The organism is Candidatus Methanocrinis alkalitolerans, assembly GCF_029167205.1.
GTDB lineage: Archaea > Halobacteriota > Methanosarcinia > Methanotrichales > Methanotrichaceae > Methanocrinis > Methanocrinis alkalitolerans.
In genome coordinates this window covers 1-20,638 of the sequence record NZ_JARFPL010000031.1, presented here as the reverse complement: position 1 = coordinate 20,638, position 20,638 = coordinate 1, and the positions used below count along the sequence as shown (strand labels likewise).

General features: G+C 60.3%; 19 protein-coding genes and 2 tRNA genes. 10 read left to right on the top strand and 11 right to left on the bottom strand.

Annotated elements, in window-relative coordinates:
- Nucleotides 1-180 precede the first annotated feature (180 nt).
- Nucleotides 181-1,734 (bottom strand): hypothetical protein, encoded by a 1,554-nt coding sequence (locus P0O24_RS09515; RefSeq protein WP_316969519.1) that lies wholly within the window; start codon nucleotides 1,732-1,734, stop codon nucleotides 181-183.
- A 38-nt stretch (nucleotides 1,735-1,772) separates the two neighbouring features.
- Nucleotides 1,773-1,943 carry a hypothetical protein gene (locus tag P0O24_RS09510; RefSeq protein WP_316969518.1) on the bottom strand — a complete coding sequence of 57 codons (171 nt, stop codon included), beginning with the start codon at nucleotides 1,941-1,943 and terminating at the stop codon, nucleotides 1,773-1,775.
- A gap of 91 nt (nucleotides 1,944-2,034) precedes the next feature.
- Here P0O24_RS09510 and P0O24_RS09505 point away from each other — a divergent pair, with 91 nt between their 5' ends.
- A complete protein-coding gene (locus P0O24_RS09505; RefSeq protein WP_316969517.1) occupies nucleotides 2,035-4,431 on the top strand; it encodes a tetratricopeptide repeat protein in 2,397 nt (798 codons plus the stop codon).
- A gap of 4 nt (nucleotides 4,432-4,435) precedes the next feature.
- Here the strand turns inward: P0O24_RS09505 and P0O24_RS09500 are convergent, their stop codons facing one another.
- Nucleotides 4,436-5,458, bottom strand: coding sequence for a class I SAM-dependent methyltransferase (locus P0O24_RS09500; protein ID WP_316969516.1), 1,023 nt, complete (start codon nucleotides 5,456-5,458; stop codon nucleotides 4,436-4,438).
- 115 nt (nucleotides 5,459-5,573) lie between these two features.
- On the opposite strand from P0O24_RS09500, the gene P0O24_RS09495 reads away from it, so the two are divergent.
- The 4 genes from P0O24_RS09495 to P0O24_RS09480 all read left to right on the top strand — a co-directional run bounded on the left by P0O24_RS09495 (nucleotide 5,574) and on the right by P0O24_RS09480 (nucleotide 10,768).
- Nucleotides 5,574-6,851 carry an ATP citrate lyase citrate-binding domain-containing protein gene (locus tag P0O24_RS09495; protein WP_316969515.1) on the top strand — a complete coding sequence of 426 codons (1,278 nt, stop codon included), beginning with the start codon at nucleotides 5,574-5,576 and terminating at the stop codon, nucleotides 6,849-6,851.
- A complete protein-coding gene (locus P0O24_RS09490) occupies nucleotides 6,851-8,695 on the top strand; it encodes a citrate/2-methylcitrate synthase (RefSeq protein ID WP_316969514.1) in 1,845 nt (614 codons plus the stop codon). The genes P0O24_RS09495 and P0O24_RS09490 overlap by 1 nt, the downstream gene beginning before the upstream one ends.
- Before the next feature lie 67 nt (nucleotides 8,696-8,762).
- Entirely contained in the window at nucleotides 8,763-10,001 is a 1,239-nt protein-coding gene (locus P0O24_RS09485; protein WP_316969513.1) for a 3-isopropylmalate dehydratase large subunit, read from the top strand.
- A gap of 5 nt (nucleotides 10,002-10,006) precedes the next feature.
- On the top strand, nucleotides 10,007-10,768 hold the full coding sequence (locus P0O24_RS09480) for a PHP domain-containing protein (RefSeq protein ID WP_316969512.1): 762 nt from the start codon (nucleotides 10,007-10,009) through the stop codon (nucleotides 10,766-10,768).
- A 178-nt stretch (nucleotides 10,769-10,946) separates the two neighbouring features.
- Here P0O24_RS09480 and P0O24_RS09475 read toward each other — a convergent pair whose 3' ends face one another.
- Both P0O24_RS09475 and P0O24_RS09470 read right to left on the bottom strand, forming a co-directional pair.
- Nucleotides 10,947-11,144 (bottom strand): cold-shock protein, encoded by a 198-nt coding sequence (locus P0O24_RS09475; protein WP_316969511.1) that lies wholly within the window; start codon nucleotides 11,142-11,144, stop codon nucleotides 10,947-10,949.
- Nucleotides 11,145-11,314: 170 nt separating this feature from the next.
- Nucleotides 11,315-12,043, bottom strand: coding sequence for a right-handed parallel beta-helix repeat-containing protein (locus tag P0O24_RS09470; RefSeq protein ID WP_316969510.1), 729 nt, complete (start codon nucleotides 12,041-12,043; stop codon nucleotides 11,315-11,317).
- Between the two features lie 120 nt (nucleotides 12,044-12,163).
- Here P0O24_RS09470 and twy1 point away from each other — a divergent pair, with 120 nt between their 5' ends.
- Nucleotides 12,164-13,090 carry a 4-demethylwyosine synthase TYW1 gene (gene twy1 / locus P0O24_RS09465; protein ID WP_316969509.1) on the top strand — a complete coding sequence of 309 codons (927 nt, stop codon included), beginning with the start codon at nucleotides 12,164-12,166 and terminating at the stop codon, nucleotides 13,088-13,090.
- A gap of 223 nt (nucleotides 13,091-13,313) precedes the next feature.
- Nucleotides 13,314-13,685 (top strand): response regulator, encoded by a 372-nt coding sequence (locus tag P0O24_RS09460; RefSeq protein WP_316969508.1) that lies wholly within the window; start codon nucleotides 13,314-13,316, stop codon nucleotides 13,683-13,685.
- On the opposite strand, the gene P0O24_RS09455 is transcribed toward P0O24_RS09460, so the two are convergent.
- From P0O24_RS09455 to glnA, 6 genes are all read right to left on the bottom strand, one after another.
- Nucleotides 13,673-14,422 (bottom strand): hypothetical protein, encoded by a 750-nt coding sequence (locus P0O24_RS09455; protein WP_316969507.1) that lies wholly within the window; start codon nucleotides 14,420-14,422, stop codon nucleotides 13,673-13,675. The two genes, P0O24_RS09460 and P0O24_RS09455, sit on opposite strands and share 13 nt — an antisense overlap.
- Nucleotides 14,423-15,271: a deoxyribonuclease IV gene (locus P0O24_RS09450; RefSeq protein ID WP_316969506.1), complete on the bottom strand. Its 849-nt coding sequence runs from the start codon at nucleotides 15,269-15,271 to the stop codon at nucleotides 14,423-14,425.
- Between the two features lie 272 nt (nucleotides 15,272-15,543).
- A complete protein-coding gene (locus P0O24_RS09445) occupies nucleotides 15,544-15,849 on the bottom strand; it encodes a hypothetical protein (RefSeq protein ID WP_316969505.1) in 306 nt (101 codons plus the stop codon).
- 62 nt (nucleotides 15,850-15,911) lie between these two features.
- Nucleotides 15,912-16,088, bottom strand: a tRNA-Trp gene (locus P0O24_RS09440).
- 6 nt (nucleotides 16,089-16,094) lie between these two features.
- Nucleotides 16,095-16,168: transfer RNA gene (locus P0O24_RS09435), tRNA-Lys, on the bottom strand.
- 109 nt (nucleotides 16,169-16,277) lie between these two features.
- Nucleotides 16,278-17,603: a type I glutamate--ammonia ligase gene (gene glnA, locus P0O24_RS09430; protein WP_316969504.1), complete on the bottom strand. Its 1,326-nt coding sequence runs from the start codon at nucleotides 17,601-17,603 to the stop codon at nucleotides 16,278-16,280.
- Between the two features lie 218 nt (nucleotides 17,604-17,821).
- Here glnA and purD point away from each other — a divergent pair, with 218 nt between their 5' ends.
- From purD to P0O24_RS09415, 3 genes are all read left to right on the top strand, one after another.
- The gene (purD, locus tag P0O24_RS09425) at nucleotides 17,822-19,249 is read left to right on the top strand and encodes a phosphoribosylamine--glycine ligase (protein WP_316969503.1); all 1,428 of its coding nucleotides are present in this window, start codon (nucleotides 17,822-17,824) and stop codon (nucleotides 19,247-19,249) included.
- A 61-nt stretch (nucleotides 19,250-19,310) separates the two neighbouring features.
- Entirely contained in the window at nucleotides 19,311-20,321 is a 1,011-nt protein-coding gene (locus P0O24_RS09420) for a bifunctional N(6)-L-threonylcarbamoyladenine synthase/serine/threonine protein kinase (RefSeq protein ID WP_316969502.1), read from the top strand.
- 72 nt (nucleotides 20,322-20,393) lie between these two features.
- Nucleotides 20,394-20,528, top strand: coding sequence for a hypothetical protein (locus tag P0O24_RS09415; protein WP_316969501.1), 135 nt, complete (start codon nucleotides 20,394-20,396; stop codon nucleotides 20,526-20,528).
- Nucleotides 20,529-20,638: the final 110 nt, after the last annotated feature.

Here is a 20,638-nt window from a genome sequence, read left to right as displayed (position 1 = left end):
CATCGGCCCCCCTGGTGGCGCGGCCCTCCCTTCCCCGGCAATGGGGGCGTGGGGCTATTCGCCGAACTCCGGGCGAGCTATCGTTGATCTATCGCCAAAAAAAGTGGAAGGTGAAACCCAGCCGGTCATATTAGAGACTGGCGGAATTCTTCGCGGCTAGCATCATCGGCAGGTCCGGTTTTAGGTCTCGACTTCAAGACCGCCTGGAACGCTGAGGAATATCCTGTTCCACTCCAGTACCCCTTCTGAATCGGTCTTCATGAGGCAGAGGTCTTGGGCCCGGGATCCAGCCCGGGATCCAGTGATGATGTAGCCTCCGTCACTGGTTTCCATAACCGAGTTTCCCAAGTTTATATCGGATTTGCTGTAGGTGTTTTTCCACACCATGACCCCGTCGGGACTCAATTTCGCCAAACAGACCTCTTTGGCTGGGTTTCTGCTGAGGATTATGTAGCCTCCATCCCTCGTCGCCTGGAAATCGTACAGCATGTAGGAGAGATTCCACTTCGGAGTGGCGACGCCTCTGCTGAGCCCGTCTTTTGATATGAAGACCGTCTGGTCGGGGTCCAGGTTGAAGAGGCTGTTCAGATCCCATTTCCAGACCGTGTTTCCTTCGGAGTCCGTCTTTGCCAACCAGGGAGAACTAAAACCTCTGACGTAGCCTCCAGCGGTGTAGCTGCCATCTTCGCTCGCCCTGAGGATTTGGCCGGACTGGCCGCCTGTTCCCTCTAATTCTGTGGTCCAGATATCGTTTCCTTCCTGATTGGTCTTGATCAGCAGGACTCTTTTTAAGGAGGAATCGTCAACGAGGGGTCTTTCGTTGATGAGAAGGAGGTATTCGCCCTCGTCGGTCACCAGAGCCGAGACTAATATCCCTCGGACTCTGTCTCCGATGGTTCTATCCCATTCTTCGACCCCACGCGAGTCGGTTTTTATGATCCAGGAGTCCAGCCCGTCGTCGTCAGGTCTATATTTGTTCCCGGCGACGGCGTAGCCACCATCCATCATTTCTCGGGCGAAGAGTCCAGCGTCGAATTCGGGGCCACCGAAGGATCTGACGCCGAAGGTTCTGTTCCAAAGCTCGGTTCCGTTTGAATCGGTTCTTAAAAGCCAGATGTCAGGAAGTCGGTCGTCAGGCTCGTAGATCCCGTATGATCTTGTGAGCCCGGCGATTATGTAGCCTCCGTCTTTTGTCTTTTGAATCGAGGACCCATAATCCATGTTATCTCCCCCAAAGGTCCTGTTCCACTCCTCGCTCCCGTTGGAATCGGTCTTCAAAAGCAGGATATCCCTGGACTCTATCACCGGTCCGTGGGCTTTGTTCTCGTAGATGTCTCCAAGGACGATATAACCGCCGTCTCCCGTTTCCAGGACCGAATAGCCTTTGGTTCCCTTTCCCGTCCCGACCATCCAACGTTTCTCCAATACTTCTCCCTCGCCGAAAGTTCTCGACGACGAATAGTTGCGGCTGCTGGCTGAGGTCGAGAGGCTCTCACCCGCCCCTCCCCCGCTGGAGGAGTTGGGGCTTCCGCTCTGTGGCATATTAATTATCCCGGCATTCTTCCAGCCAGTGCCTTTGATCGTTGCCGCGACGTGCAAGTCTTTTCCCGATTCGGAATCCGTCTGGCCGGCGTCGTCTGCAACGTAGGCAGGAATTAAAAGAATTGAGAAGACCACCAGCGCTGCAGCGCACTTTAAGACACCGATCCTCGTTATGCTTATGCAAGAACTCATTTCTACATCCCGTGAAACATCGGGACTATCAGCTTAATTTATTTTCCCCCAGCAGCTCTATTCTTCTCAATCCCCAGGATTGACCGGTTCGCCTCCAGTTTGAGGATGGCGTCCTCCTCCGCAGGAGCCAGGCATCGTTCGTTACGATCCGGCTCGCCCTCGGCGGCGTTGGTGGGCGGGGCAATCGGAAGTCCGAGGAACTCGCCCAAGCTTTTTGTAGATTGAGATTGAACTGAATCATCGGAGGAGTCCCCGACGAGATCGAAGCCTTTCGCCGTCCTGGCGCTGCTGATGCTGTCGATGGCAGCAACCGCGCTGGGCCAGGTGGAGGGAGGCGAGAACGGCACAGATCAAGCGTTGGCTTCTGAAAACCCCGACGAAAACCCATGGAAAAACTACTGGTACACCATCGGCCCGCTTATTTTAGCAGCCGTGATCGCCTGGATCGTCGAGCATTTTTTCAACGGTATTTCACGCGCTATGAATTTTGTTCTGGCCAAATTCTGGAAAAAGGAAGAAGCTTCTTCGACACGGCAACCAAAGTTGGCCGACCAGATCAACGTAGTTTGTGGCGAAACAGCTAGAAGCGCTGGGCGCGATTATCACGAGACAAACATCAACCTCAGCCGTGAAGCCCTGGAGTTGCTCAATAAGAGCTATCAGCCCCCAGAACCGCCCCGACTCGACGAACTCCCACCTCGCGGAGACCTCCCGCCAGGCTCCTGCGTCCCCTTTTCACCAAATAAAGTCTTCACTGGTCGTGTGGAGGACCTCCTGGAGCTCGCCCGCTCTCTCTTCCGATCCGAATCGAAGGGCGTGACGATCACCCAGACCGCCGCCTTCGCCACCGGCCTTGGCGGCGTCGGCAAGACCCAGCTGGCGATCGAGTTCTGTTATCTGTACGGCCGGTTTTTCCACGGCGTCCACTGGATTCAGGCCGACCACGACATCGCAGCCGAGGTCGCAGCCTGCGGACAAGAGATGAGTATTTCGCCCTGGCCGAATGAACTGGAAGAGCGCACAAACATCACTCTGCAAGCCTGGAAAGAAGCCGGTCCGAGGCTTGTGATCTTCGATAACGTCGAAGATCCTGCCTTGGTCCAAGACTGGCAGCCGAGGCTGCCCAAGGCCCGCCTCCTCTTCACTTCACGAAGCTCGGACTGGCCACCCGGTCTTGATATCGAACATCATCCCCTCGGCGTCCTGCCTCGATCTGAGAGCCTGGAGCTGCTCCGCAAATTGGCCGATAGGCTGAAAGATGTCACTGACGAAGAACTGGACCTGGTAGCTGACCGGCTCGGCGACCTACCTCTGGCCTTGGATCTTGCCGGAAACTACCTCCGAAGTCGGCCCACCCTCTCTCCAAAAGAATACCTGATGGAGCTGGATGAAGCTGGCCGGTCTCTTCTGGAGCATCCGGCTTTCAGCGACTGGGTCAAACACAACCCCACAAAGCACTCCACCAGTTTGGTCTACACCTTCGCCCTGAGCTGGAACCAGTTAACTGACGGCGCAACCGACGAGCTGGCGGGACGGATCTTCAGAGCGTGCGGCTATTGTGCGCCCAACACCCCCATCCCCTGGGAGCTGCTGGCAAAGACGGTGTGTGCCGAGGATACGTCTCAGCGACAAAATCTGGATCACGCCCTGAACCGGCTCCGCGGGCTGGGGCTAATCACGGCCGCAGAGGGCGGTTCAATTGTAATACATCCTCTCCTGGCCGAGTTCGCCCGCATACAGGACCAGGACGCATGCGAGAGCGCCCTGCCTGGTCTGTCTGAGGCGCTATTTGTGTTAGCCTCTCGAGCCAACAAGACCGCCCTGCCTAGAGAGTTGGAGCCCCTGCGTGAGCACCTAGGGTCCGTTGCCCAGGCTGCGCAAGACGCAGAGCTTAAGATCGCAGGTAACTTGTGGAACGAGCTGGGCTATTATTTGAGATCCATTGCTGATTACAAAGTCGCCAAAAAGCATCACGAGCGAGCCCTGGAGATCGACGAAAAGGCCTACGGACCAAAACATCCCAACGTAGCCATCAAGTTGAACAATCTCGGCCGAGTCCTGCATGAGATGGGCGAATTGAAGGGAGCCAAAGTGTGTTTCGAGCGGGCCCTGAAGATCGACGAGAAGGTCCTCGGCCCCGACCATCCCAACGTGGCCATCCGAGTCAACAACCTAGGCTTAGTCCTCAAAGACATGGGCGACCTCAAGGGTGCCAAAGAGCATATCGAGAGGGCTCTAGAGATCGATGAGAAGGCCTGCGGCCCCGATCACCCCAACGTGGCCACCCGAAACAACAACCTCGGCTTGGTCCTGAATGACATGGGCGATCTTGCTGGCGCCAAAGAGCGTATCGAGCAGGCTCTGGAGATCGACGAGAAGGTCCTTGGCGCTGACCATCCAGATTTGGCCATTGATGTTAACAACCTCGGGGTAGTCCTGCGGGCCATGGGAGACCTGGAAGGAGCAAAAGAGCGTCACGAGCGCGCCCTAAGGATCAGCGAGAAGGCCTTCGGCCCCGACCATCCCAACGTCGCCAGGAACATCAATAACATCGGAACGGTCCTGAATGACATGGGCGATCTTGCTGGCGCCAAAGAGCACTTCGATCGCGCTCTTGAGGTATTCCTGCATTTTTTGGGCGAAGACCATCCCGATACGATAAAGGCACGAGAGAACCTGGAATCCCTCCGACGATAATCTCCTACACCACCACAATCTCCCCGCACACCCCGCACGCCTCGGCGATCCGGTCGAACTTCATCCCCGGGAAGGGGTCGATCAAGCAGAGATCCGTCGGCTCGGCCCGCGAAAATAGCCTCTCGGCGTCGCCGAAGTAGACCTCGATTTTGCATTTGTCGGACCAGGCCTCCGCCGCCAGGACCGGATCTCCGCCGACCTCGCCCGCTGGCAGCTTGTGCCGTTCGATCTTCTTTATCCCCAGGATCGACCGGTTCGCCTCCAGGTTGAGGATCGCGTCCTCCACCGCCGGGAGCCACGCATCGTTCATGAAGACCCGCTCCGCCCCGCCGAGGGCGGCCACGAGGCCGAGGGTCCCGGGGCCGCAGAGAACGTCGGCGATTGTGGTCAATTTACCCCGGAAGTATAGCTCCTCCAGGATCTTCATCTTCGGCGCGCTCTGTCTGGGAAACTCGACATGTATCTTCGACTGGTGCTTGTAGATGACGAGATCGCCCATGAGGGAGGATACGACGTCGCAGCGCAGGTCCGAGCCCGCCAGAAGCTCCCACCGGTGGGGACCGGCCTGGAGGTCCGATACGCCGGGGACGCCCCCGCCCCGGATGACGCCCTTTATCTCCGGGACTCTGGCGATTATTTCAGCGGCGGCCTCCTTCGTCAGGCGCTCGCCGACGATGATCAGCTCCTCCGGCCCCAGCCTCGGCGGGTAGGCGAGGGGGTAGCCCACCTCCACCAGGGGCCAGCCTACGGTCCGCAAGGAGTCGGACCCCTTGCGGAGCCGGTGGCGGACGAGGACCTCCATCGCCTCCACCATGACGAGGTCCAGGGGCGCCCTTCCGCAGGCGGAACACCGTTTCCGGCCTCCTTCCATCGCGGCGAGCCTCGTGGACAAGTCCGCGAAGCTCGCGGCCTTATCGAGGCCGGGCTCCGCAGGGCAATTCGGGCAGGCCATGTAAAGCAGATCGAGGCGGGCCAGGACCTCCTCTGCGGGGGTGATCGTCTCCGTCGGGAGCTTGGCTATCGGCATCGCCCGTCAATGGAGCAGGACGGTATTTCAGCCTTTCCGGGCACAATTCGGCCCCCTTTTCGTAGAAAGATTTGTAAACAAAAAGGGCCCTCACCAGGGGGAGGAGGTTATAAAGATGGCACAGAGAGGGATCAGGGAATACGACGCCAAGAGGATCCTGGCGGAGAGGCTTCCCGATTATATCGATGATTTCGATTACGACGGTGAGATAGCACTTATAACTCGGGATACAGACCTGGAGGTGGTGGCGGTCGATAACCCCTGGGTCAAGAAGAAAAGGCTGGTGGTCAAACCCGACCAGCTCTTCGGCAAGAGAGGGGCCCACGGCCTCATCCTCCTCGACGCCTCCTGGGACAAGGCCAAAAGGTACATCCAGGATAATATGGGGCGCGAGGTTCTGGTGGGGACGATCGTCGGGACCCTGGATACCTTCCTCATCGAACCCTTCGTCCCCCACAGGCCGGAGGAGGAGCTCTACGTCGCCATAAAGTCCGAGAGGGATAAAGACGTGATCTACTTCTCCCTCCGGGGCGGGGTCGAGATCGAGGCGAACTGGGACACCGTCACCGAGATCCCCGTCGACGTCCTGGCTAGGCCCGAGGAGCTCGACCTCGGATCAAAGCTTCCGGCGGGCCTCGCCGACCGCCTGCAGCCGACGGCGGCCTTCGTCCGGGGACTATACCGGCTCTATAGAGACCTGGGCTTCTCCTACCTCGAGATCAACCCCTTCGTCTTCGCCGGCGGCAGGGTCGTACCCCTCGACCTGGTGGCGAGGCTCGACGACGCCGAAGCCTTCTGGCAGAGGAAGACCTGGCGAGGCCTCGAGTTTCCCGAGCCCTTCGGCCGGGCGCTGACCAAGGAGGAGGCCTGGATAAAGGAGATCGACTCCCGGACGGGAGCCTCCCTCAAGCTGACGATCTTGAACCCCAGGGGTAGGGTCTGGACGATGGTGGCCGGAGGCGGCGCCTCCGTCATCTACGCCGACACCATCTGCGACCTCGGCTTCGCCGGAGAGCTCGCCAACTACGGCGAGTACAGCGGCGACCCCTCGACCATGGACACCTACGATTACACCAAGACGATCCTGGAGCTGATGACCAGGGAGAAAGACCCGGAAGGGAGGCCTAAGTACCTCCTCATAGGCGGCGGGATCGCCAACTTCACCGACGTCGCCAAGACCTTCAAGGGGGTCGTCATGGGCCTCGAAGATTACCGGGACCGGCTGCGGGATACGGGCGTCGAGATCTACGTTCGCAGGGGCGGGCCCCACTATGAGGAGGGGCTTCGCATAATGCGACAGCTCGGCGAGCGGCTGGGGGTCCCGATCCACGTCTACGGCCCCGAGACCCACATGACGCGGATAGTATCGATGGCCCTGGGAGGAGGAGAGTGATGACCATGAAGGACTACCAGCTCTTCGACAGGAACACCCGGGCCTTCGTCTACGGCTTCCAGACCAACGCCATCCAGAGGATGCTCGACTTCGATTATCTCTGCAGAAGGTCAGTCCCCAGCGTCGCCGCCATCATCAACCCCAACCGGGCCGGCGTCCACAAGGTATTCTGGGGGACCGAGGAGATCCTCCTACCCATGTACAGGACGATCCCCGAGGCGATGGCCGCCCACCCATCGGTGGATGTGATGGTAAACTTCGCCTCCTTCAGGTCCGCCTTCGACACCAGCATGGAGGCCCTCGCCTCTCCGGGGATAAAGACGGTGGCGATCATCGCCGAAGGCGTCCCCGAGAGGATGGCCAGGGTGATGGCAGCGACTGCAGAGAAGATGAAGAAGACGATCATCGGCCCCGCCACCGTCGGGGGGCTTGCCGCTGGAGCCTTCAGGATCGGAAATACCGCAGGCACCATCGAGAACATCATCGAGTCGAAGCTCCACCGCCCCGGTTGCGTCGGCTTCGTCTCCAAGTCCGGGGGTATGCTCAACGAGGCCTTCAACATCATAGCGCGAAACTCCAGCGGTGCGGTGGAGGGGATCGCCGTCGGCGGAGACAGGTATCCGGGATCCGACCTCCTCGACCACATCCTCCGGTTCGAGGCGAACCCCGACGTCGCCATCATAGCCTCCCTGGGCGAGGTGGGAGGTGCCGACGAGTACAGGATCGTCGAGGCCCTCAAGGAAGGGAGGATCAGAAAGCCCCTGGTGATCTGGGTCACGGGGACCTGCTCCAAGGTCCTCCCCGGTTCTGTCCAGTTCGGCCACGCCGGGGCCAAGGCCCAGACAGACCTCGAGACCGCCGACGCCAAGAACCGGGCGCTGAAAGAGGCGGGGGCCATCGTCCCCGACTCCTTCGACGGCTACGGGGACGAGATCAGACGGGTCTACGAGAGGCTCCTCGCCGAGGGGAAGGTCCGGAAGGTGGAGGAGCCCGAGATCCCGACGATCCCCATGGACTACGCCAAGGCCGTCTCTGAGGGGATCGTTCGAAAGTCCACAAACCTCATCTGCACCATCTCCGACGACCGGGGCGACGAGGTCCTCTACGGAGGAAAGCCCTTGAGCCGGGTCCTGGACGACGGTATGGGGATCGGGGGGGTCATCGGCCTCCTCTGGTTCAAGAAGGAGATCCCCCCGTGGGCTGCCGAGTTCATAGAGCTCGTCCTCCAGATCGTCGCCGACCACGGCCCCGCCGTCTCGGCAGCCCACAACGCCATCGTAGCCTCCTGCGCCGGAAAGGACCTCATCACCTCTCTTGCCAGCGGCCTGCTTACCATCGGGCCCCGGTTCGGTGGGGCGATCGACGACGCCGCCCACGAGTTCAAGAGGGCGAGGGACTCGGGGCTCTCCCCCGAAGAGTTCGTAAAGGAGATGAAGACGGCGGGGATCAACATCCCCGGGATCGGCCACAGGATCAAGAGCGTCAAAAACCCCGACAAGAGGGTGGAGCTGCTCATAGGCTACGCGAGGGAGAACTTCGAGAGGACCGATCTGCTCGACTACGCTCTCTCCGTCCAGGAGATCACCACCGCCAAGAAGGGAAACCTCATCCTCAACGTCGACGGCTGCATAGGGGTCCTCTTCATCGACCTGATGAGCTCCTGTGAGGTCTTCGACGAGAGGGATATCGACGACGTCATAAAGTACGGCTACCTCAACGGCCTCTTCGCCCTGGGGAGGTCCATAGGGATCATAGGCCACATCCTCGACCAGAAGAGGCTCGACTCGAGGCTCTACCGCCACCCCCAGGACGACATCGCCTTCATGCTCCCGGAGTTTCCGTGAGGCTCCCTCGGTGGCGAATATTGGGCCGGCCCCTCCGGCCGGCCCCTCTTTTATGGAGGATCTGACCGTGGCAACCATCAGCGAGAAGATATTCAGCAGGGCCTGCGGCCACCGGGCCGAGGCGGGAGAGATCGTCGATGCGGAGGTGGATTATGCCATGTCCCACGACGGCACCAGCGTCCTTGCCATCAAGGCCTTTGGCGAGATGGGGTCGGAGCGGGTCTTCGACCCTGAGAGGATCGTCATCCCCTTCGACCACATCGTCCCCGCCAACAGCAGCGTCTCTGCGGACCTGCAAAAGATGGTCAGGAACTGGGCTATCGATCAGGGGATCGTCCACTTCTTTGAGGGCGGCGAAGGGATCTGCCACCAGGTCTTCCCCGAGGAGGGGTTCGCCCTGCCGGGGACCCTCCTGGTGGGGGCCGACTCCCACTCCTGCACCTACGGTGCCTTCGGCGCCTTCGGTACCGGCGTCGGGGCGACGGACATGGCGGAGATCTACTCCAGAGGAAGGCTCTGGTTCAAGGTCCCAGAGACGGTGGGGATCAGGGTCTGTGGCCGGCTCGGAAGAAGGGTCCTCGCCAAAGACCTCACCCTGATGCTCGTCGGGGCGATCGGCGCCGATGGCGCCACCTACAAGGCCCTGGAGTACGTCGGCGAGACGGTGGAGGGGCTATCCATCTCGGGGAGGATGACCCTCTCGAATATGGGGGTCGAGATGGGGGCGAAGGCCGCCATCGTACCCCCGGACGGGGTGACCGAAGAGTTCCTGAGGGGGAGGGCGCAGGAGGCGTACCATCCCGTCCATTCAGACCCGGGATCCTACGCCTCGGAGATGGAGTTTGACGTCTCGGATCTGGAGCCCGTCGTCGCCGCCCCCTTCAGGGTCGACAACGTCCGGCCCGTCCTGGAGGTGGCGGGAACCGAGGTCGACCAAGTCTTCATCGGGACCTGCACCAACGGCCGCTACGAAGATCTGAAGGTCGCCGCTGAGATCCTCAAGGGGAAGAGGGTGAAGACGAGGACCCTAGTCATACCCGCCTCGAGGAGGGTCCTCCTCCGGGCCCTATCTTCGGGGATCATCGGGGACCTCGTCGGAGCGGGGGCGATGATCGGGCCGCCGGGATGCGGCCCCTGCCTCGGGGCCCACATGGGCGTCCTCGCCGAGGGGGAGGTCTGCCTATCCACCGCCAACAGGAACTTTCCGGGGAGGATGGGAAAAGGCGGCCTCGTATACCTGGCGTCTCCGGCGACGGCGGCTGCGACTGCCGTCGAGGGCGTCATCGCCGACCCGAGGGAGGTCTGAAGCTGGTGGGGGATGGGAAGGGCAAATCAAGGACCAAGGAGGGGGATCAGCCCTCCAACAGGAGGTCCGGAGGGGCCCGGTCCCGAAAGGGAAGTTCAACCCCCCTCCGCCTCGACCTTCACGTCCATTCGTCCTTCTCCGACGGCAGGGACGGGGTCGAGGAGATCCTGAAGGCGGCCCTGGAGGGCGGCCTCGACGGGATCGCCATCACCGACCACGACACCCTGGAGGGGTACTTCGAGGCCGAGAGGATCGTCCGGGAGGAGGGCCTCGACCTTTTGGTGATACCGGGAGTCGAGGTCTCCACCTCTGAAGGCCACCTCCTCGCCCTGGGGGTGAGAAAGCTTCCTCCCTCCGGGCGGAGTGCCGACGAGACGATCGAGTTCATCAGGGTTCGGGGCGGGATCGCCATCGTATCCCACCCCTACCACCTCTTCAGACACTCCATGTACAGGATACCCGATTGCGACGCAGTCGAGGTCTACAACTCCAAGTACGTCTTCGGGATCGCGAACTTCTGGGCTAAGAGGATGGCCGAAAGGCGGGGACTTCCCATGGTGGCGGGAAGCGACGCCCATATGGCCAGGACGGTGGGGCTTGGGGTGACCGTCGTGGACGTCGAGGAAGGCTCCGACCTGGGTGACGTCCTCGAATCTATCCGGGGAGGCCGGGTGAAGATCGATAGCAAGAGGATGTCACCGTCGGTGTTCGTCAGCCAGATGGTCCGCTGGACTAAGAAGCGCCTCCGTCGGAGGCTGAAAAGGTGAGCCCTTCGGAAGGATGCCGAAGGCAGAAGGATGACAAATCTCCAGACGATGGACGCGGGATAAAAAGTCGTCTTCCGCCAGCCTGAAATGAAGCGGAATAAAAACAAAGTAAAAAAATAGGCCGGAACCGGTCCGGTCACACGCTTTTTTGGGAAATATGCCAAAGAGGGATAAGGACTTACTGGATCTTCTCCACCTTTTCTGCTTTGGGGCCTCTGTCGCCAGTCTCAACTTCAAAACTGACCTTATCTCCTTCATCTATAGAGACGCCCGGCTTCAGACCGCTTGAGTGTACAAAATAGTCAGTCCCGTCGTCCCCAGCTATAAAGCCGAAATGTTTTGTTCTGTTGAAGAACTTCACTGTGCCAGTAACCATTTCAATTCCTCGTTGTCCTGAGATAAAACATACGACTATTTAAAGGTGCTCCTTTCGGGCCGATCCGGCCAGCTCGTGCGCACCGTCTTAGCGCCGACCCCTTCAGAGCTCCAACTTCGTCCCCCGGCCTTCCTCCGATCGACAAAAAATATGGAATTTGGAATCATCCTTCAGCCGACGATTGTTTGAGCGTCTATGCTCGATCCCCCCGGGATCTCATAGACGGAATCGCAGATCTCATCGCCGTCCTCGTCGGTGCAGTTGAAGGATCCGTAGTAGTTTCCGACGGTGCCGTCGTCCCACCGGTTTTTGCCGTCGTCGAAGGCGTCGAGCACCGTATTGTTGAAGAGCCTGTTATTGGTGAGGAGGTTGTCGGCGGAGTTATAAAGGAGGACTCCAACGGCGTTCTCAGCGGCGACGTTGGCGAATACTTCGGAGTTCCTCGACCCCTCCAGGATGATCCCGGCTCCCCGGTTCCCGGTGGCGACGTTATTTATGATGGTGGCGTTGTTTGAGAGAACCCTGATTCCCGCATCCCCTGACTCGTTTCCAGAGTCTGTGACCCTGATCGACTCAACTCTCACACCGTCTGCGCTGACGGTGATGCAGCTGCCGTTGCCGTCGGCGTTTATGATGGGAAGATCGCGGCCTTTCCACTTCTCGCCTTTAAGGATTATCGGCTTTGTGACGTTGATGTTCCCGATGAAGGATCCGCTCCTGACCAGGACGGTATCTCCGGGGGTCGCCATATCGATAGCCTCCTGAATGCTGAGGTACTGACAGCCGCAGGCTCTGCAGTCGCATACCCTCAGGGTGGCCGCACCCTCTGCCATCCCCGCGGCCCCGAGAACGACCAGAAGGGCGAGGATCGGTGAAATCTTGACATTAATTTTTATCATCCCATGATCCCTCTGAATTATCTCACCCGTCTTTGTGATTATAAAAAGCTTTTTTTTGGTCGCCTATCACGAGCCCCTCGAATAACTATATAACCCCTCGCCGCCCTCAGGCCCCGCATCATGGAGCACCTCCCCCCCACGATAAAAGAACGGCTTGAAAAACAGGGCTACCACCTCGTCGCCCACGGCGCCGTAAAGCCCTGCCTGTGGCTTCGGCGGTCCATCCGTGGAGGCGACCAGTGCTATAAGAACCACTTTTACGGCATCGCAAGCCACCGGTGCGTCCAGATGACCCCGACCCTCCTCTGCAACCACCGATGCCTTCACTGCTGGAGGCCCATCGACGAGATGCCCACCGCCTCAGGCGACTGGATGGAGCCCTCGGAGCTGTTGGACGGCATCCTTAGAGAGCAGCAGAGGCTCATCTCCGGCTACGGTGGCGCCCCGGAGACGACCGACTCCGCGAGGTTGGAAGAGGCGAAGAGGCCGGCCCACGTTGCCATATCCCTCATGGGGGAGCCGACGCTCTACCCCATGATCGAAGAGCTCGTCGAGGAGATAAAGGGGCGCGGGATGACCGCCTTCCTGGTGACGAACGGGACGAATCCCAAGGCGATCGGTGAGGTCAGTCCCACCCAGCTGTACATCAGCCTCAACGCCCCCGATGAGGAGACCTATCTCAGGGTCTCAAACCCCGCGACAAACCTCTGGAGCCGATTTCTGGAGAGCCTGGAGAGGATGAAAGACTCTCAATCCAGGACTGTGGCGAGGCTCACCCTCGCCAGGGGCCTCAACATGAAGGACCCTCAAGGTTACGCGAAGCTTATCGAGATCGCAGAGCCGGACTTCGTGGAGGTGAAGGCGTATATGCACCTGGGAAGCTCCCGAAACCGGCTCGCAAGGGGTTGCATGCCCTCTCACGAAGAGGTGATGGACTTCGCGAAGGATCTATCCGAGACCCTCGGCTACAGCCTGAAAGACCACGTCCCCCTCAGCAGGGTCGCCCTCCTCTCCAGGGGTAGCGCGAAAGAGCTCATCGATCTCTGAGGGTGGCTTCAGATCCTCTAATTTCATCCGACTTCGTACGATTTTTAATAATATTTATATGATTTTTTCATCATTACCGCCGGACCGCTGTATGTCGCGGGAAAAGTATTTTTAGGGGTAATCTCCCGTGGTTATTCGGAGACCGGGATCGATGTCTACGGCCATTAAAGAGCTGAAAACCTCGGAGATGTAGGTGAATAAAACATATCAGAATTTAAAAATTTTGCTCGTCGAGGACAACCCCGACGACGCTGAGCTGACCAGGCGGCTCCTGCGGAGGATCTGTCAGGATAGAGACATCTTTCTGGCCGCCGACGCTGAGGAGGCCCTCCGATGCCTGGAAGGCCTCCACGACGAGGGCGCCGGCCTCCCGGATCTGATGCTTCTGGACATAAAGCTCCCCAGGCTGAGCGGGATGGAGCTTTTGGAGCGGCTCAAAGGGAGTCCCAAGTTCCGAGGGATACCGGTGGTGATGCTCACAGGCTCCATCGTATCCGAGCATATCCAGAGGAGCTACGACCTGGGGGCTGTCACCTATCTGTTGAAGCCGATATCCGAGGACGACCTTCTCCTGACCTTGAGCTACCTCACCTGACCGGGGCTGAAGGTCGAAACCTTCATCCTTCGACCCCTCCCCAGGATCTCCCCCGCCGCCAGAGAGGCGGTGCCCAGGAGCCCTCCGAAGACGGCGTAGGCGAGGATCATGAAGGCGGGCATCCCAAAGACCTCGGCGGGGGCGGCGTACCACCATCCTCCGGCGGAGATGGGAAGATACTCGATCAGCGGCCCCAGGAGGGCGCCGGCTCCCATCATCGCCCAGGTCGCCCTTCCGGGGATGGCGACGATGAGGGCGGCGGCCAGGACCCCTCCCGCCGCCAGAGCAAGAGGCGGGTTAGACCCCAGGGAGACGAAGACCGCGATCTCCACCCCGATCCCTGCCATGGCAAGGAGGAGGATTCTGGGAGAGGTTTTGGGATGCTCCGTCCCCGGGAGGGCCCTGGTCAGGAGCACGACTGCGGGGGGGAAGCAGGCCCAGGCCGGAAAGTTCCAGGGAGGAACCAGAGGAAGGCCCCCGGTGTTGGCGTAGGTCCAGAGCCCTCCATAAACGCATGCCATCTCCGTCAACGGTCCTATGACGGCTCCCGCCAGGGCCATCGTCGCCCCCCTTCGCGGATCGGCGACCCTCGCCCAGAGGAGGATGGGTGGGGGGAGGAGGAGGAGGGCCGCGATATAAGGCCGGTCCCAGAACGCTGCGAGGACGAGGCTTCCGTAGGCGGCGAGGATCGCGACGGAGGCGACGTTCCCCCAGAGGGTCGGAGCGAGGAGGCCCACTTAACCCACCCCCGCCAGCTCTCGGACCTTTGCGATGTTCCCCCGGTCGTCCCTCCTGTCATCTACCGGCGTCTCAAGGATGAGGGGGCGGCCTCTTATGGCGGGGTGGCGGAGGATCTGCCTGAACCCATCCTCGCCGATAACCCCGAGGCCGATGTGTTCGTGTCGGTCGAGCTTCGATCCCCGGACCCCTTTGGAGTCGTTGAGGTGGACGACCAGGATCTTCTCCAGCCCCACCTCCTCATCGAACTCTTCGAGGGTCTCCTCCAGCCCCTCCTCGCTCCTCACCTCGTACCCCGCGGCGAAGGCGTGGCATGTATCGAAACACGTGGCGACCCTATCCTCCCTGTCGACCCGCCTCATGATATCCGCCAGATCCTCGAAAGATCCACCGACGCTGTTTTTGGAGCCGGAGGTCGTCTCCAAAAGGAGGATCACCCCATTCTCGGTGGCCGATATGGCCTTTTTGATCGCCTCCGCCGTCCTTCGAAGCCCCTTCTCCTTGCCGGAGTCCAGATGGCTTCCAAGGTGGGTGACGAGATAGGGGATCCTCAGGAGATCGCACCTCTCCAGCTCCAGGGCGAGAGCCTCCACCGACTTTTGGTACACCTCCTCCTTGGGGGTCGCGAAGTTGGGAAGGTACGGCATATGGTCGACGGCCGGGCCGATCTCTGTCCGTTGTATCTTCCTCTTGAACTCCTCTGCCGCCTCTTGGGATATCTCCTTGAAACTCCAGCCCCTGGGGTTTCGGGAGAATATCTGGAAGGTGTCGCAACCGATCTCTTCTGCCCTGTCCACCGCCCTATCTATAGACCCCGCTATGGAGACGTGAACTCCGACCCTGACCATAATACCTTCACCCACCTGTGATCTCATCCCCGCCGGGACGGCTCTGACGCCCCTCCATCAAAAGCGGTTATTATCTTCGAGGAGACCTATCTTGAGAACCGTTTTATACTTTCCCGAAGAGGCGGCAGGGGAGAGGAGGGGGGCATTTTGGCCCCCTCGCTCGCGCCGCCGATGAAGAAAAAAAGATCCCTGATCCTGTGATGAGCCCTATGAGTCCTGAGGCGGCCGGGGCCTCTCAAGCAGGATCGGCCTTCATCATCCTATAGAAGCATTCAGCCGTTCTTCGCCTTGGACCTGGCCCAATCGTCGACGTGGTCGATGAGGTTGAACTCGATGATCTTCTTGGTCTCTTTGAGCATCTCCGCCACCTCTCCCACCGTGAACCTGGTGGCCTTCCCTGCCCTATCGACGACCTCTATCTCTTCATCTTGCCCCTCCCCGGCGGCCAGGATCCCGGAGAGGTGCATGCAGGCCTTCTTCAGGTAGCTGATCGAATAACTTTCCATCGATTCTCTGTCCTGGAGGTTCTTGTTGACCTCTCTTATGGACCAGCATGTGGTAATGACATCCTCGTACATCTTCACCAACCTGCCGATTATACCCCATATGGATATTTAAGATCATCCTTCGTCAAAAATAGTGGGGCTGGTGCGATTCGAACGCACGATCGACGGGTCTCTCCGATACCGAGAGCGGAACTCTCAGTGCTCCAACGGATCATCAACGGCCTCCCCGTCGAGAGGCCTCAGCAGACCCGTTGCTCATCATCAATCATACCGCTGGAGCCCGTCGCCATACCTGACTAGGCCACAGCCCCTCAAAGCGGGCCGAGAGGGATTTGAACCCCCGACCTAAAGGTTAAGAGCCTTTCGCTCTGCCTGACTAAGCTACCGGCCCGGACTTTCCATATACGATGCTGGTTAAATACGTTTCGGCTCTGGAGGAAGTTGGCCTCCGGAGGCGGCGCTCCTCCAGAAGTCGATATCGATCCGCTTTTCGCCCTCCCTCAGATGGTGTTGATGTACCTCTCGACCTCCCAGGGGTGGACCTGGCGGTTGTACATCTCCCACTCCAGGGAGCCGAGCCTGCTGAAGTTGGCGTAGACGTGCTCGCCGAGGGCGTCCCTGACGACCATATCCTCCTCCAGGAAGTCGAGAGCCTCCCGGAGGTTGGAGGGGAGGAGCCTTATCCCGAGCCGCCCGCGCTCCTCGTCAGAGAGCTCGTAGATGTTCAGGTCCACGGGGTCTTCCGGCTCGATCTTCCTTCTGACGCCGTCGAGCCCCGCCGCCAGGATCGCGGCGAATCCCAGGTAGGGGCTGCAGGAGGGGTCCGGCGACCGGAACTCGAGCCTGGTGCTCAGGCCCCTGCCGCTGGGGACCCTGATGAGGGAGGAGCGGTTCGGCCCCGACCATCCTATGTATACGGGGGCCTCAAACCCCGATACGAGCCTCTTGTAGGAGTTGACCAGGGGGTTTGTGATGGCGGTGATGGCGGGGGCGTGCTCCAGAAGCCCTCCAACGAAATGGCGGGCGAGGTCGGAGAGCTGCATCTTCGCTTCAGGGTCGAAGAAGGCGTTCTCCTCGCCCCTGAAGAGGGATATGTTGACGTGCATCCCGGAGCCTGCGGCGCCGTAGACCGGCTTGGGCATGAAGGTGGCGGCGAGGCCGTTCCTCATGGCGATCGTCCTGGTGACGTACTTGAAGGTGACGACGTTGTCGGCGGTCCGAAGGGCCTCGCCGTAGGTGAAGTCGATCTCGTGCTGCCCTTTTGCCACCTCGTGGTGGGAGGCCTCGATCTTGAACCCCATCTCCGTCAGGGCGAGGACGATCTCCCTTCTTATGTCCTCGGCGAGGTCGACGGGGCCGAAGTCGAAGTAGCCGGCGAAGTCGTGGGGGATGGTGGTGGCCCTACCGTTCTCCATCTTGAAGAGGAAGAACTCCAGCTCCGGGCCGACGTTCATGGTGTAACCCATCTCCTCGGCCTTCTTCATCGCCCTCTTCAGAACGAACCTCGGATCCCCCTCGAAGGGCTGGCCGTTCGGTTTGTAGACGTCGCAGATAAGCCTTGCCACGTTCTTGTTCTCTCTCGCCCTCCAGGGGAGGAGGGCGAAGGAGGATATGTCCGGCCGAAGGAGCATATCCGACTCCTGAATTCTGGCGAACCCCTCGATGGAAGAGCCGTCGAAGCCGGTCCCCGAGTCGAGGGCCTTTCCGAGCCTGGTGGCGGGGATCGAGACGCTCTTCACCAGCCCCTGGATGTCGGTGAACTGCAGCCGGAGAAACTCGACGTTCTTGTCGCGGATCGTCTCTAACAACTGGTCTATTGAGTACATGATTGGTCTTACACCCCTTGATGGAGATCTATATCGATGACGTACCCCGTTCCTCGCCCTCCTCTGCGGTTGCCGTCCTGCGGGCTTGAGGACTTTGGGGGCGGGAGTTTCCTCTAAAGGTCCCAGATGGACCGACCTCCTTTAATATAGTCATCGGCCCGAGGGGGCTCAATTACCCTTATCTATTGGCATCTACCAGGAACTGCGCGGTAGATCAAATGTCTGGTGGAAAGGTTCTGGTAGTAGACGCCGGCGGCAGGGGAAACGCCATAGCCCATGCCTTCGCGAGGTCCCCCCTGGTGGAGCGGGTCTATGTAGCCCCGGGAAACGCGGGTAGTTCCATGATGGAGAAGTGCAGTATCGCCCTCTCCGGTGGAGATCCCATCAAGGAGATCCCCGAGCTCGCCTCCTTCGCCAGGAAGGAGAGGATCGATCTGACCTTCGTAGGCCCCGAGGGTTACCTATCCGACGGGATCGTCAACGTCTTCTCCGAGGAGGAGCTCGACGTCGTCGGTCCGCGACGGGAGGCGACGGTCCTGGAGGGGAGCAAGGCCGACGCCAAGGACTTCCTCAAAAGGATCGGCGTCCCCATTCCGCGCCACCGCAGCTTCAGCGATCCGGAGGAGGCGTTGGGGCACATTGCCGCCTTCAGCGCCGAAAACCCGGAAAAGAACCTGGTGGTGAAGGCCGACGGCCTTGCCGCCGGAAAGGGGTCGATCGTCTGCGCATCCGAGGAGGAGGCGGCCTCGGCGGTGGAGAGGATCATGGTGGAGCCGAGGCTCTTCGGCGACGCCGGACGGCGGGTCGTCATCGAGGAGAGGCTGGAAGGAAAGGAGCTGATGTTCTTCGCCGTCACCGACGGGAGGACGGTCCTTCCCCTGGAGTCGGCGATGGACTACAAGAGGGCCTTCGGCCCCGGCGAGGAGGTGGCGATCCGGCTCTACAACAGGCTATCGGGAAACCCGACCCTCGACCACAACCCCAACACCGGCGGGATGGGTGGCTACTCTCCCCACCCCTGGCTCGACGACGACCTCTCGGAGCGGATCATGGAGGAGATCGCCGTCCCCACCATTCGGGGGTTTCGAGAGGAGACGGGCTTTGAGTACCGGGGGATGATATACTTCGGCCTGATGATCACCGAGGAGGAGGGAGAAAGGGTTCCAAAGGTCCTGGAGATCAACGTGAGGCTCGGCGACCCTGAGGCGGAGGTGATCCTCCCCCGCCTGGAGACGGACATGTACCTCCTCTCCCGGGCGGTCCTGGATGGAAAGCTCGACTCCGTGAAGCTCAAATGGTCCCCCGATACCTGCGTCGGGGTCTGCGCCATCAGCGGGAGGGTGGTAAAGCCCGCCGCCAGCGGCCCGGCGGAGGAGCGGCCCGGATACCCCGGCCCCCACTACACCAACATGCCGATCCGGGGGCTCGATAAGGTCGATCCTGAAGTCCTAGTCTACCACAACGGGACCGCCTTCGGCAGGGACGCCAGGGGGGAGGAGAGGCTCTTCACCACCGGCGGGCGAGTCCTCACCGTCGTCGGCCGGGGCGCCTCCCTGGCGGCGGCGAGGGAGAGGGCCTACGATAACATAAGAAGGATCAAGTTCAACGGGATCAGGTACCGGCGGGACATCGGCCTCTCCCCCTGAAGGCGAGATGGGGAGATGAGCTAGGTGTTAGAGATGGTGAAGCTGAGGGGATGGTCAAGAGATGGGAGAGAATCTGGATAGAGGAGAGGATGGAAGGACGATCGTCCTGGGGCTGGAGGGGACGGCCTGGAACCTCAGCTGCGCCATCGTCGACGAGGAGGACGTCATCGCCGAGGAGAGCGCCACCTACGCCCCCGCCAAGGGGGGTATCCACCCGAGGGAGGCGGCCCAGCACCACGCCGAGCATATGGCGCCGGTCGTCAAAGCCGTCCTGGACGCCGCCCGATGTGAGGGCTTAGCCATCGATGCCATCGCCTTCTCCATGGGGCCGGGGCTCGGGCCGTGCCTGCGGACGGTGGCGACGGCGGCCCGGGCCCTTTCCCTCCGTTTCGGGGTTCCCCTGGTGGGCGTCAACCACTGCATCGCCCACATCGAGGTCGGCAAGTGGAAGACCGGCGCCGCCGATCCGGTCGTCCTATACGTCAGCGGCGGAAACTCCCAGGTCCTGGCCCTGAGGCGCGGGCGGTACCGGATCTTCGGCGAGACCCTGGACATAAGCGTCGGAAACGCTCTGGACAAGTTCGCGCGGCAGGTGGGCCTTCCCCACCCCGGAGGCCCCAAATTGGAGGCCCTGGCGAAGTCGGCGAAGGAGTACATACCGCTGCCCTACGTCGTCAAGGGGATGGACCTCTCCTTTTCGGGGCTCTCGACAGCGGCGGCCCAGGCTGCAAAGAAGCATGACCTCGCCGACGTCTGCTCCTCCTTCCAGGAGACGGCCTTCGCCATGCTCGTCGAGGTGACCGAGAGGGCGCTTGCCCACGCCGAGAAGAGAGAAGTACTACTGGTGGGGGGCGTCGGCGCCAACTCCCGCCTCCGCGAGATGCTCAATATAATGTGCGAGGAAAGGGGGGCGAGATTCTTCGTCCCCGAGATGAGGTTCATGGGGGACAACGGCTCGATGATCGCATACACCGGCCTTGTCATGCTGAAGGCGGGGGTGACGACCTCCCTCGCCGAGTCGCGGGTCCGGCCGGGGTACCGGACCGACGAGGTGGAGGTCACATGGGTGTGAGAGATCGGGTCGTGTGCTTGTATGACTGAATAATTTATATATTACCGCCTCCAATTATGATTGGGTGTAGCGATGGAGGAAAAGTTGGATTTATCTAAATTCTGGTGCTGGGAGGAGGATTGCCCCGATTATGGTAGAACCGGTGCTGGAAATATATTTTTGAAAGAACGATACGGGAAGGATAATAGAGCCGGCATTCCGCAGTAAGTCTATGCAAAATTAAGATTTTATTGCTTGCCAAAATGTGCATAAATTCAAACGTTTAACTCAAATTTTGTTTAAAATAATTTTACTAGAATTTGTCAACACGATATTAA

Coding starts and splice junctions, on each gene's coding strand:
- twy1 (WP_316969509.1), top strand. CDS start 12,164: ATGGAGCACCTCCCCCCCACGATAAAAGAACGGCTTGAAAAACAGGGC.
- P0O24_RS09495 (WP_316969515.1), top strand. CDS start 5,574: ATGGCACAGAGAGGGATCAGGGAATACGACGCCAAGAGGATCCTGGCG.
- purD (WP_316969503.1), top strand. CDS start 17,822: ATGTCTGGTGGAAAGGTTCTGGTAGTAGACGCCGGCGGCAGGGGAAAC.
- P0O24_RS09500 (WP_316969516.1), bottom strand. CDS start 5,458: ATGCCGATAGCCAAGCTCCCGACGGAGACGATCACCCCCGCAGAGGAG.
- glnA (WP_316969504.1), bottom strand. CDS start 17,603: ATGTACTCAATAGACCAGTTGTTAGAGACGATCCGCGACAAGAACGTC.
- P0O24_RS09515 (WP_316969519.1), bottom strand. CDS start 1,734: ATGAGTTCTTGCATAAGCATAACGAGGATCGGTGTCTTAAAGTGCGCT.
- P0O24_RS09505 (WP_316969517.1), top strand. CDS start 2,035: ATGGCAGCAACCGCGCTGGGCCAGGTGGAGGGAGGCGAGAACGGCACA.
- P0O24_RS09490 (WP_316969514.1), top strand. CDS start 6,851: ATGACCATGAAGGACTACCAGCTCTTCGACAGGAACACCCGGGCCTTC.
- P0O24_RS09415 (WP_316969501.1), top strand. CDS start 20,394: ATGGAGGAAAAGTTGGATTTATCTAAATTCTGGTGCTGGGAGGAGGAT.
- P0O24_RS09445 (WP_316969505.1), bottom strand. CDS start 15,849: ATGTACGAGGATGTCATTACCACATGCTGGTCCATAAGAGAGGTCAAC.
- P0O24_RS09420 (WP_316969502.1), top strand. CDS start 19,311: ATGGGAGAGAATCTGGATAGAGGAGAGGATGGAAGGACGATCGTCCTG.
- P0O24_RS09450 (WP_316969506.1), bottom strand. CDS start 15,271: ATGGTCAGGGTCGGAGTTCACGTCTCCATAGCGGGGTCTATAGATAGG.
- P0O24_RS09475 (WP_316969511.1), bottom strand. CDS start 11,144: ATGGTTACTGGCACAGTGAAGTTCTTCAACAGAACAAAACATTTCGGC.
- P0O24_RS09470 (WP_316969510.1), bottom strand. CDS start 12,043: ATGATAAAAATTAATGTCAAGATTTCACCGATCCTCGCCCTTCTGGTC.